Source organism: Lentzea sp. NPDC060358 (assembly GCF_042725365.1).
Lineage (GTDB): Bacteria > Actinomycetota > Actinomycetes > Mycobacteriales > Pseudonocardiaceae > Lentzea.
Genome location: NZ_JBHXCW010000266.1, coordinates 1 through 10,016, shown reverse-complemented (window position 1 = coordinate 10,016; position 10,016 = coordinate 1). Strand labels below are relative to the sequence as shown.

The following is a 10,016-nucleotide window of genomic DNA, read 5'->3' as shown; positions in this document are numbered from 1 at the left end:
GTCCGGGGCGATGCATCGTGGTGCCTCCCCCGCACCCTCGTACTGGTGGTACGGGGGTGCGGGGGAGGTGCCGCGAGGCGTCCACCCGGGCCGCGCAGAACCCGGTGAGGATTGTGGTCACCGCACTAGGCGTTCTCGCCCGGCTGCCACAGGACGTCGCCGTCCGGGTTCGCCACCCTGGCCAGGATGAACAGCAGGTCCGACAGGCGGTTCAGGTACTTCGCCGTGAGCACGTTCGTGCGCTCGGCGTCCGCCTCGACGAGCGACCACGCGCGCCGTTCCGCCCGGCGGGCGATCGTGCGGGCCTGGTGCAGCAGGGCCGCTCCCGGGGTGCCGCCGTTCAGGATGAACGAGTCGAGCTTGCCCAGGCGTTCGTTGAACGTGTCGCAGTAGCCCTCCAGGCGGTCCACGTAGGCCTGGGTCACGCGCAGCGGCGGGTACTCCGGGTCGGGGACGATCGGGGTGCAGAGGTCCGCACCGACGTCGAACAGGTCGTTCTGGACCTTGCGCACGACCTCGACCACGTCGTCCGCCAGGTTGCCCAGCGCCAGGGCCACGCCCAGGGACGCGTTGGTCTCGTCCACGTCCGCGTACGCCTCGATGCGCGGGTCCGTCTTCGGGACCCGGGAGAAGTCGCCCAGACCGGTCGTGCCGTCGTCGCCCACTCGCGTGTAGATCTTCGTGAGATGCACCGCCATGACCGGCACTCTATGGCCGTACGTAGGATTGCCGCGTGAGCGAGCATTTCCGGGTACACGGTGGCGCACGTCTGGTCGGCGAGGTTGACGTCGTCGGAGCCAAGAACAGCGTCCTGAAGCTGATGGCGGCCGCCCTGCTCGCCGAGGGCACCACGACCATCACCAACTGCCCGGACATCCTCGACGTGCCCCTGATGGCCGACGCGCTGCGCAGCCTCGGGTGCCAGGTCGAGCTCGAAGGGGACGTGGCGAGGATCACCACCCCCGCCGAGCTCAGCTACCACGCCGACTCCGAGGCGATGGGCAAGCTGCGGGCGTCCATCTGCGTGCTCGGGCCGCTCGTCGGGCGGTGCAAGCGCGCCGTCGTGGCGCTGCCGGGTGGCGACGCGATCGGGTCGCGGCCGCTCGACATGCACCAGAGCGGGCTCGAGAAGCTCGGCGCCACGACCGGCATCGAGCACGGCTGCATCGTCGCCGAGGCCGAGGGGCTGCACGGCGCGCAGATCTGGCTCGACTTCCCCAGCATGGGGGCCACCGAGAACATCCTGATGGCGGCCGTGCTGGCCGACGGCACGACGGTCATCGACAACGCCGCGCGCGAGCCCGAGATCGTCGACCTCTGCCTGATGCTCACGCAGATGGGCGCGAACATCGAGGGCGCCGGCACGTCCACGCTGACCGTGCACGGCGTCACCGAGCTCAAGCCGACCGAGCACCGCGTCATCGGCGACCGGATCGTCGGGGCCACGTGGGGGTTCGCCGCCGCCATGACGCGCGGCGACGTGCGCGTGCGCGGTGTGAACCCGCACCACCTCGACCTCGTGCTCGAGAAGCTGCGGATGGCGGGCGCCGAGGTGACCGTCTACGAGGGTGAGGACGAGGGCTTCCGGGTCGTCATGGACGGCAGGCCGCAGGCCGTCGACTTCGTGACGCTGCCGTACCCCGGCTTCGCCACCGACAACCAGCCGTTCGCGATCGCGCTGTCCGCGGTCGCCGAGGGCACGTCGATGATCACCGAGAACCTGTTCGAGGCGCGGTTCCGGTTCATCGACGAGATGATCCGCCTCAGCGCCGACGCGCGCACCGACGGCCACCACGCCGTGATCCGCGGCGTCGAGAAGCTGTCGAGCGCGCCGGTGTGGGCGTCGGACATCCGCGCCGGTGCCGGGCTGGTGCTCGCCGGGCTGTGCGCGGACGGGGCCACCGAGGTCTACGAGATCTTCCACATCGAGCGCGGCTACCCGGGCTTCGTGGAGAACCTCCGCAAGCTGGGCGCCGACGTGGAGCGGGTCAGCTCCTAGGTCTTCAGCACGAGCCGCGCGTTCGCGACGTCCTGCGGGAACACCATGATCCGGTAGGGGGCGTTGCGCGAACGCGTGGCGCGCACCCCGTTCACCTTGAGCTTGCGCACGAGGACGATCGCCGCCTCCTCGGTGGGCACGAGCGCGACCTCGCTCAGCAGCCCGAAGTCGGTGCCGTCGGGATCCGGCACCGCTCGTCTGTCGTTGCCCGCGAAGTACCGCAACACCAGGGCCAGCAAGCCGAGCGCGCCGAAGACGACCGCGGTCTGGTAGATGCCCGTCACCTCTTCATCATGCTCCCACTGGTCTCGATTCAGTGAGCAAGCGCACGCGCGACGGCAGTTACCGGCCAGTACGCTCCGAGCAACCGACGTTGTGGGAGGTGCTGTGCCGTACCCAGCTGACCGTGAGCGCGACCGCCCCTGGGTGATGCGCACGTACGCGGGTCACTCCTCGGCCGCCGCCTCCAACGCGCTCTACCGGCGCAACCTCGCCAAGGGCCAGACCGGCCTGTCGGTCGCGTTCGACCTGCCCACGCAGACCGGGTACGACCCCGACGACGAGCTGGCGAAGGGCGAGGTCGGCAAGGTCGGCGTGCCGGTCAGCCACGTCGGCGACATGCGGCAGCTCTTCGACCAAATTCCGCTCGGCGGCGCCAACACGTCGATGACGATCAACGCGACGGCCATGTGGCTGCTCGCGCTCTACGTCACCGTCGCCGAGGAGCAGGGCGCGGACCCGGCGGCGCTGGCCGGCACGACGCAGAACGACATCATCAAGGAGTACCTGTCCCGCGGCACGTACGTGTTCCCGCCGGGACCGTCGCTGCGGCTGATCACCGACATGGTCGCGTGGACCGTGTCGAACGTGCCGAAGTGGAACCCGATCAACATCTGCAGCTACCACCTCCAGGAGGTCGGCGCGACGCCGGCGCAGGAGGTCGCGTACGCGATGTGCACGGCGATCGCGGTCCTCGACTCGGTGCGCGACTCCGGCCAGGTGCCGCAGGAGAAGTTCGGTGACGTCGTCGCCCGCATCTCCTTCTTCGTGAACGCCGGGGTGCGGTTCGTCGAGGAGATGTGCAAGATGCGCGCGTTCGCCCAGCTCTGGGACGAGATCACGCGCGAGCGCTACGGCGTCGAGAACCCGAAGCACCGCCGGTTCCGCTACGGCGTGCAGGTCAACTCGCTCGGCCTGACCGAGGCGCAGCCGGAGAACAACGTCCAGCGCATCGTGCTGGAGATGCTCGCGGTGTCGTTGTCCCGCAACGCCCGTGCGCGCGCGATCCAGCTGCCGGCGTGGAACGAGGCCCTCGGCCTGCCGCGCCCGTGGGACCAGCAGTGGGCGTTGCGCATGCAGCAGGTGCTCGCGTTCGAGACGGACCTGCTGGAGTACGACGACATCTTCGACGGCTCGCCCGTCATCGAGGCCAAGGTGAACGAGATCCTCGCCGGTGCGCGCGAGGAGATCGACCGCGTGCAGGCGATGGGCGGTGCGGTCGCGGCCGTCGAGTCCGGCTACATGAAGTCGCAGCTGGTGTCGTCGCTGGCGGACCGCCGTCGCCGTGTCGAGTCCGGCGAGGAGGTCGTGGTCGGGGTCAACAGGTTCGACACGACCGAGCCGTCGCCGTTGCAGGCCGAGGGCGCGAACGCGATCGAGACCATCGACCCGATCGTCGAGATGCACGCGGTCGAGGCGATCCGCGAATGGCGTGCGCACCGCGACGGCGCCGCGGTCGAGGCGTCGCTGGAGGCGTTGCGCGAGGCCGCGAAGACCGACCGCAACCTCGTCGAGGTGACGCTGGCGTGCGCGCGGGCCGGCGTGACGACGGGGGAGTGGTCCCAGGCGTTGCGCGAGACGTTCGGCGAGTACCGGGCGCCGACCGGTGTCTCCGGCGCCTCGGCGTCCGGTGAGGCGGGCTCGGAGATCGCACGGGTGCGCGACCGGGTGCGGGCGACGGGCGAGGAGCTCGGCGAACGGCTGCGGATGCTGGTCGGCAAGCCGGGCCTCGACGGGCACTCCAACGGCGCCGAGCAGGTGGCCGTGCGGGCCCGCGACGTCGGTTTCGAGGTCGTCTACCAGGGCATCCGCCTCACCCCGGCGCAGATCGTGGCCGCCGCCGTGCAGGAGGACGTGCACGTCGTCGGCCTCTCGATCCTGTCCGGGTCGCACCTCGAGGTCGTGCCCGCGGTGGTCGAGGGGCTGCGCGCGGCCGGTGCCGGGGACATCCCGGTGATCGTCGGCGGCATCATCCCGCCGGACGACGCCGCGAAGCTGCGCGAGCGCGGGGTGGCGCGGGTGTTCACGCCCAAGGACTACGAGCTGACCGAGATCATGGACGAGATCGTCACCGTGATCCGGGAGGTGCGTTCTCCCGCGTAGGGCCTTACTGTCGCGGAATGGTGGACGTTGCGCGGGACGGGTCGGCAGTCCGGATCACGATGAACCGCGCGGCCAAGCGCAACGCGCTGTCCGCGGAGCACCTGAGCGAACTGCTGGACGCGTTCCGCGAGGCCCGCACCTCGGACGCGGCGGGCATCGTGCTGGCCGCCGAGGGGCCGGTGTTCTCCGCCGGGCACGACTTCGCGGACGTGCACGCACGGGACGAGGAAGGTGTGCGGCAGCTGCTGGAGCTGTGCACCGTGCTGATGAAGACCATCCAGTCCGCGCCCCAGGTGGTGATCGCACGGGTGCAGGGGCTGGCGACGGCGGCCGGGTGCCAGCTGGTGGCCTCGTGCGACCTCGCGGTCGCGGCCGACACCGCCGGGTTCTCGTTGCCCGGCGGCAAAGCCGGGTGGTTCTGCCACACGCCCGCGGTGCCGGTGGCCCGTTCGATCGGGCGCAAGCGGTTGATGGAACTCGTGCTCACCGGGGACGTGGTCGACGCGGCCACGGCGGTGGAGTGGGGCCTGATCAACCGCGCCGTGCCGGCCGACGATCTGGACGCCGCCGTGGACGACCTGCTGGCACGCGCCACGCGGGGGAGCCGGGCGTCGAAGGCGATCGGCAAGCGGACCATCTACGCGCAGCTCGACCGGCCGGAGGCCGATGCCTACGAGGTCGCGCTGAACGTCATGGCCGAGACTTCGCAGTCCCCGTCAGCCACAGAGGGACGGGCGTCGTTCCTGGAGAAGCGGCCTCCCGTGTGGCCCGACTAGTCGCGAGCAGCCGCAGCGCGTCGGCGTTCGGGCCCGGCTCCGCCTGGTAGACCACGAGGAACTGGCCGGGGGCCTCGCGCACGTCGAACGAGTGGTAGGTCAGCTTGAGCGGACCGACCGCCGGGTGCACGAACTCCTTGGCGTCCTGGGTCTTCCCGCGCACCTCGTGGTTCTCCCACAGCTCCTTGAACACCGGGTTCCGGCTGAGTTCCGCGACCATCCGGGCCAGGCGCGCGGAGTTCGGGTCGGCCGTCAGCCGCAGGTTGCCGACCGTGCTCTGCGCGACCCAGTTCCAGCGCGGGTAGAAGCTCGGGGCGACGGGGTCGAGGAACGCCATCCTGGCCAGGTTGTCGGCCGGCTCGAACGGTTCGTACAGGGCGTCGGCCAGGGCGTTGGTGGCGAGCACGTCCAGGTAGGAGCTCATGACGAACGCCGGCATGTCGAGCATGCCGCTGATGAGCTGCCGCAGTTCCGGACTCACCTTGTCGGTCGCATGGCCCTCTTCCGCGACCACGCCGGCGAGGCGGTGCATGTGCGCGCGGGCGTCGGTGTCGAGCTGCAACGCCCGGCTCAGCGCGTCGAGGACCTGCGCCGACGGGTTGGTCTCGCGGCCCTGTTCGAGCCGGGCGTAGTAGTCCGCGCTCACGCCGGCGAGCACCGCGACCTCCTCGCGCCGCAGGCCCTTGACCTTGCGCTGGGTGTGACTCGGGAGGCCGGCGACCTCGGGGTTGACGCGGGCGCGGTGTGCTTTCAGGAACTCGCCGAGCATGGGTGCGAGCCTATGCGGTGCCGCCGCGCGCTGCCTGGGTGTGCCACACCTAGGCAGAAGGTGTCCTGGTAGGCATCGGAGCGAGCGCCGAGTGTTGTGGCCATGAGCAAAGTCGTTCTGATCAGTGGAGCTTCCAGCGGCATCGGCGAGGCCACGGCCCGCATCCTCGCGAAGGCGGGGCACAAGGTGTTCCTCGGCGCCCGGCGCGAGGACCGGCTGAAGGCGCTGGCGACCGAGATCGGCGCCGCCTACGCGCCGCTCGACGTGACCTCGCGCGAGTCCTTCCAGTCCTTTGTGGATGCGGCCGTCGCCGAGTACGGCCACGTCGACGTGCTGGTGAACAACGCGGGCGTGATGCCGCTGTCCCTCATGGACTCGTTGAAGGTCGACGAGTGGGACCGCATGGTGGACGTGAACATCAAGGGCGTGCTGAACGGCCTCGCCGCCGTGCTGCCCCTGTTCACCGGCGGCGGGCACGTCGTGAACGTCGCCTCGATCGGCGCGCACCTCGTCACGCCGACGGCCGCGGTGTACTGCGCGACCAAGTACGCGGTGTGGGCGCTGTCCGAGGGACTGCGCCAGGAACGCGACAACCTGCGCGTCACCGTGATCTCGCCCGGTGTCACCCAGTCCGAGCTGGCGGACACCATCACCGAGGACCACGCGGCGTCGTTCATGGCGGAGTACCGCAAGAACGCGCTGCCCGCGTCGGCGATCGGCGACGCCATCGCGTACGCGATCTCGCAGCCCGAGTCCGTCGACGTCAACGAGGTCGTCGTGCGGCCGGTGGCGGACCGCTAGGCACCGGTCGTCGACCCCGGCCGCAGGACCATCAGCACGGTCACGGTCGCCCACAGCAGGTTGAACACGCCTGTGTGCATGGCGAGGTGCCCGACGTCGTTGGTCTTCAGGGCCTTCTCCTGGCCGGGGATGATCTTGAGAGCGAGCAGGAACGCGGCGGCGGTGGTGAGCGCGATCGACACGACCACCCACGGGTGGCCGGTCACGCCCATCACGCCGGCCGTCGCCAGCCCCAGCACCGGCACCGAGATGCCGATGAGCGCGTAGCCGCGGCAGATCCGGTGCAGGAGCCCGGGGTCGCCGTCCTCCCGGACGGCCTTGGGGAACATGCTCGCCGCGACGGTGACCGGTCCGATGGCGATGATCGCCGCGAGCACGTGCAGCGAGAGGAACAGCTTGCTCACGCCGCGCTCCAGACCGTGCCGCGCCGCTCGTGGGCGAGCAGCCGCTCGACCTCGACCGCCTTCCGCGCACCCACCTCGCGTTCGACCAGGTAGAGCCCGAGGTCGATGCCGGAGGTCACACCGGCCGCGGTGACCAGGTCGCCGTCGTCGACGACGCGGGCGGGGACCGCGGTCACCCCCAGGCTCGCGAGGGCCTCCAGGCCGAGGTGGTTGGTCGTCGCGGTCCGCCCGGCGAGCAGCCCGGCCATCGCGAGGGCCAGCGAGCCGCCGCACACCGTGGCCACCGTGACGCCGTCGGCGCCGAGCGCCCGCCCTACCGGGCCCGCGAGCGTGGGAGCGGCCTTCGAGAGCAGCGCGAGGATCTCGTCGTTCGACGTTCCCGCCGCTCCGGGGACGAGCACGATGCCGGCGCGTTCCGGGTCGAGCGCAGCCGTGGCCCCGAGGGAGAACCCCACACCGCTCGGCACCTCGCGCGGGCCCTCGACGGTCACCAGTTCCGCCTGGATTCCCCCTGCCAGCACCGTTTCGTACGGTCCGATCGCGTCCAGCGGGTCGAACCCGTCGAACAGCACCACCTGAGCGAACATCCGCCCCTCCTCCTGTCGTCGGTCGAAACCGTAGGGGCGCGACCGGCGGGTCGGAACTGGCTGGAATGCCATGTTCCAACGGATTCTCGCCAGCTACGGTGGAGGGCGTGCATCAGGTTGCCGTGGTGGTGATGGACAGCGTCATCCCGTTCGACTTCGCCGTCCCGATCGACGCGTTCGGCTGGACGGGCCGGTACCGGGTCCGGCTCTGCGGTCCGAAGAGGACGGTCCGGTCCGCGCTCTTCGAGCTGAAGGTCCCGCACGGCCTGGAGTTGCTGTCCGAAGCGGACACGGTCGTGCTGCCGGGCCACGCGCCGGACCTCGTCGTGCCGGAACGGGTGCTCGAGGCGGTGCGCGCCGCCGCCGCGAGGGGAGCCAGGATCGCGTCGATCTGCTCGGGCGCGTTCGTGTTCGCGGCGACCGGGCTGCTGGACGGGCTGAGGGCGACGACGCACTGGGCCGCCGCGGCGGAACTGGCGGCGCGGCACCCGTCGATCGAGGTGGACCCGGACGTGCTCTACGTCGACAACGGCCAGTTCCTGACCTCCGCCGGAGCCTCGGCGGGCCTCGACCTCTGCCTGCACATGATCCGCGGCGACCACGGGTCCGCGGTGGCGGCCGACGCGGCGCGCCGGGCCGTGATGCCGCTGGAACGCGAGGGCGGGCAGGCGCAGTTCATCGTGACGCCACCCGCGGCGCCGCAGGGAACCGAGCTCGAACCGCTGCTGCGCTGGATGGAGGCGCACGCCGCCCGTGAGCTGACGCTGGAGGACCTGGCGCGGCAGGCGGGCATGAGCACACGGACGGTGAACCGCCGCTTCCGCGAGCAGACCGGGACCACGCCGCTGCAGTGGCTGCACCGGACGAGAGTTCGCCAGGCGCAGCACCTGCTGGAGACGACGAAGGACCCGGTCGAGCTGATCGCGAGCAGGGTGGGGTTCGGGTCGGCCACGGCGTTCCGCGACAGGTTCAAGCGGATCACCGGGACCTCACCGCACGCGTACCGGGCGGCCTTCCGGCTCTAGGGCTGGGAGTGCTCGTGCAGCAGCAGGAGCGTGTAGGCGGCGATCGACTGCGCGTCGGTGATCTCGCCCTTGGCGATCATCGCCTCGAAGTCGGCCCGCGCGAACCACGCCGAGCGCATGTCCTGCTCCTCGAGCTCCCGCTCGTGGAAGCCCTCCGTGAGCTGGGTCGCGAGGAACACGCGGCCGCGCTGCGACGTCATGCCGGGCGCGACGTCGAGCAGACCGAGCTCGATCATCTTGCCGGCGCGCAGCCCGGTCTCCTCGCGCAGCTCGCGGCCGGCCAGCTCCAGCGGGTCGGAGTCGGCGCGGTCGGGCGCGGTGCCCTGGGGGAACTCCCAGCGGCGCAGCCCGAGCGGGTAGCGGAACTGCTCGACGAGGCGGATGCGCTCGCCGTCGAGCGGGATGACCAGTGCGTAGTCGGGCTTGTCGACCACGCCGTAGATGCCCTCAGTGCCGTCCGCGCGGCGGATCGGGTCTTCCCTGACGGTCATCCACGGGTTTGCGTACACCTGACGGGTGCCGAGGCTTTCCACGGCACGGACCGTACCTAACGTCCGGATTCTGGACACACCCCGTAGCCTGTCGCGGTGCGTCTCGTCATCGCTCGTTGCAAGGTCGACTACGTAGGCCGACTCACCGCCCATCTGCCCATGGCCCAGCGACTGCTGCTCATCAAGGCCGACGGGTCGGTGTCGATCCACTCCGACGACCGCGCCTACAAGCCGCTGAACTGGATGAGCCCGCCCTGCTGGCTGATCGAGGACCCGGACATCTGGACGGTGCAGAACAAGGCGGGGGAGAGGCTGATCATCACCCTCGACGAGGTGCTGCACGACTCGAAGCACGAGCTGGGCCCCGAGCCGGGCCTGCAGAAGGACGGCGTCGAGGCCGACCTGCAGAAGCTGCTCGCCGAGCACGTCACCACCCTGGGCGAGGGCTGGACGCTGGTGCGCCGCGAGTTCCCGACCCCCATCGGCCCGGTGGACCTGATGTGCCGCAACGCCTCCGGCTCGTCCGTGGCCGTCGAGATCAAGCGCCGGGGCGACATCGACGGCGTCGAGCAGCTGACCCGGTACCTGGAGCTGCTGAACCGCGACCCGCTGCTGGCGCCGGTCGCCGGGGTGTTCGCGGCGCAGCAGATCAAGCCGCAGGCCCGCGTGCTCGCGGAGGACCGCGGGATCCGGTGCGTGGTGCTCGACTACGACGCGTTGCGCGGGATCGAGCCGGACGAGTTCCGCCTGTTCTGAGCCCTTGTGATGTATTTGTCGTTTTC

The 10,016-nt window shown here is 70.7% G+C and carries 12 protein-coding genes; 6 read left to right on the top strand and 6 right to left on the bottom strand.

From position 1 onward, the window contains the following. Positions 1 to 125: 125 nt before the first annotated feature. On the bottom strand, positions 126 to 698 hold the full coding sequence (locus tag ACFWGZ_RS35415) for a cob(I)yrinic acid a,c-diamide adenosyltransferase (RefSeq protein ID WP_382455953.1): 573 nt from the start codon (positions 696 to 698) through the stop codon (positions 126 to 128). 35 nt (positions 699 to 733) lie between these two features. Here ACFWGZ_RS35415 and murA point away from each other — a divergent pair, with 35 nt between their 5' ends. Next, positions 734 to 1,999, top strand: coding sequence for a UDP-N-acetylglucosamine 1-carboxyvinyltransferase (gene murA, locus ACFWGZ_RS35410; RefSeq protein ID WP_382455952.1), 1,266 nt, complete (start codon positions 734 to 736; stop codon positions 1,997 to 1,999). Here murA and ACFWGZ_RS35405 read toward each other — a convergent pair. Beyond that, a complete protein-coding gene (locus ACFWGZ_RS35405; RefSeq protein WP_382455951.1) occupies positions 1,996 to 2,283 on the bottom strand; it encodes a hypothetical protein in 288 nt (95 codons plus the stop codon). The two genes, murA and ACFWGZ_RS35405, sit on opposite strands and share 4 nt — an antisense overlap. Here ACFWGZ_RS35405 and ACFWGZ_RS35400 point away from each other — a divergent pair. Continuing rightward, positions 2,273 to 4,381 (top strand): protein meaA, encoded by a 2,109-nt coding sequence (locus ACFWGZ_RS35400; RefSeq protein WP_382455950.1) that lies wholly within the window; start codon positions 2,273 to 2,275, stop codon positions 4,379 to 4,381. The genes ACFWGZ_RS35405 and ACFWGZ_RS35400 overlap by 11 nt on opposite strands. Positions 4,382 to 4,398: 17 nt before the next feature. Beyond that, positions 4,399 to 5,157 (top strand): enoyl-CoA hydratase-related protein, encoded by a 759-nt coding sequence (locus tag ACFWGZ_RS35395; RefSeq protein ID WP_382455949.1) that lies wholly within the window; start codon positions 4,399 to 4,401, stop codon positions 5,155 to 5,157. Here the strand turns inward: ACFWGZ_RS35395 and ACFWGZ_RS35390 are convergent. Next, on the bottom strand, positions 5,072 to 5,926 hold the full coding sequence (locus ACFWGZ_RS35390) for a helix-turn-helix transcriptional regulator (RefSeq protein WP_382455948.1): 855 nt from the start codon (positions 5,924 to 5,926) through the stop codon (positions 5,072 to 5,074). The two genes, ACFWGZ_RS35395 and ACFWGZ_RS35390, sit on opposite strands and share 86 nt — an antisense overlap. Positions 5,927 to 6,028: 102 nt before the next feature. Between ACFWGZ_RS35390 and ACFWGZ_RS35385 the strand changes: the two genes are divergently transcribed. After that, complete coding sequence (locus ACFWGZ_RS35385) at positions 6,029 to 6,727, top strand: SDR family oxidoreductase (protein WP_382455947.1); 699 nt, start codon at positions 6,029 to 6,031, stop codon at positions 6,725 to 6,727. On the opposite strand, the gene ACFWGZ_RS35380 is transcribed toward ACFWGZ_RS35385, so the two are convergent. Together ACFWGZ_RS35380 and ACFWGZ_RS35375 are read right to left on the bottom strand one after the other, a co-directional pair. Further along, entirely contained in the window at positions 6,724 to 7,131 is a 408-nt protein-coding gene (locus ACFWGZ_RS35380) for a hypothetical protein (RefSeq protein ID WP_382455946.1), read from the bottom strand. The genes ACFWGZ_RS35385 and ACFWGZ_RS35380 overlap by 4 nt on opposite strands. Continuing rightward, positions 7,128 to 7,718 (bottom strand): DJ-1/PfpI family protein, encoded by a 591-nt coding sequence (locus ACFWGZ_RS35375; RefSeq protein WP_382455945.1) that lies wholly within the window; start codon positions 7,716 to 7,718, stop codon positions 7,128 to 7,130. The genes ACFWGZ_RS35380 and ACFWGZ_RS35375 overlap by 4 nt, the downstream gene beginning before the upstream one ends. Positions 7,719 to 7,825: 107 nt before the next feature. Between ACFWGZ_RS35375 and ACFWGZ_RS35370 the strand changes: the two genes are divergently transcribed. Beyond that, entirely contained in the window at positions 7,826 to 8,743 is a 918-nt protein-coding gene (locus ACFWGZ_RS35370; RefSeq protein ID WP_382455944.1) for a GlxA family transcriptional regulator, read from the top strand. Here ACFWGZ_RS35370 and ACFWGZ_RS35365 read toward each other — a convergent pair. After that, complete coding sequence (locus ACFWGZ_RS35365) at positions 8,740 to 9,234, bottom strand: NUDIX domain-containing protein (RefSeq protein ID WP_382455943.1); 495 nt, start codon at positions 9,232 to 9,234, stop codon at positions 8,740 to 8,742. The genes ACFWGZ_RS35370 and ACFWGZ_RS35365 overlap by 4 nt on opposite strands. A gap of 96 nt (positions 9,235 to 9,330) precedes the next feature. Here ACFWGZ_RS35365 and nucS point away from each other — a divergent pair, with 96 nt between their 5' ends. Then, positions 9,331 to 9,990, top strand: coding sequence for an endonuclease NucS (gene nucS, locus ACFWGZ_RS35360; RefSeq protein ID WP_382455942.1), 660 nt, complete (start codon positions 9,331 to 9,333; stop codon positions 9,988 to 9,990). Positions 9,991 to 10,016: the final 26 nt, after the last annotated feature.

Coding starts and splice junctions, on each gene's coding strand:
- ACFWGZ_RS35395 (WP_382455949.1), top strand. CDS start 4,399: ATGGTGGACGTTGCGCGGGACGGGTCGGCAGTCCGGATCACGATGAAC.
- ACFWGZ_RS35415 (WP_382455953.1), bottom strand. CDS start 698: ATGGCGGTGCATCTCACGAAGATCTACACGCGAGTGGGCGACGACGGC.
- ACFWGZ_RS35390 (WP_382455948.1), bottom strand. CDS start 5,926: ATGCTCGGCGAGTTCCTGAAAGCACACCGCGCCCGCGTCAACCCCGAG.
- ACFWGZ_RS35365 (WP_382455943.1), bottom strand. CDS start 9,234: ATGACCGTCAGGGAAGACCCGATCCGCCGCGCGGACGGCACTGAGGGC.
- ACFWGZ_RS35385 (WP_382455947.1), top strand. CDS start 6,029: ATGAGCAAAGTCGTTCTGATCAGTGGAGCTTCCAGCGGCATCGGCGAG.
- ACFWGZ_RS35400 (WP_382455950.1), top strand. CDS start 2,273: ATGCCCGTCACCTCTTCATCATGCTCCCACTGGTCTCGATTCAGTGAG.
- ACFWGZ_RS35375 (WP_382455945.1), bottom strand. CDS start 7,718: ATGTTCGCTCAGGTGGTGCTGTTCGACGGGTTCGACCCGCTGGACGCG.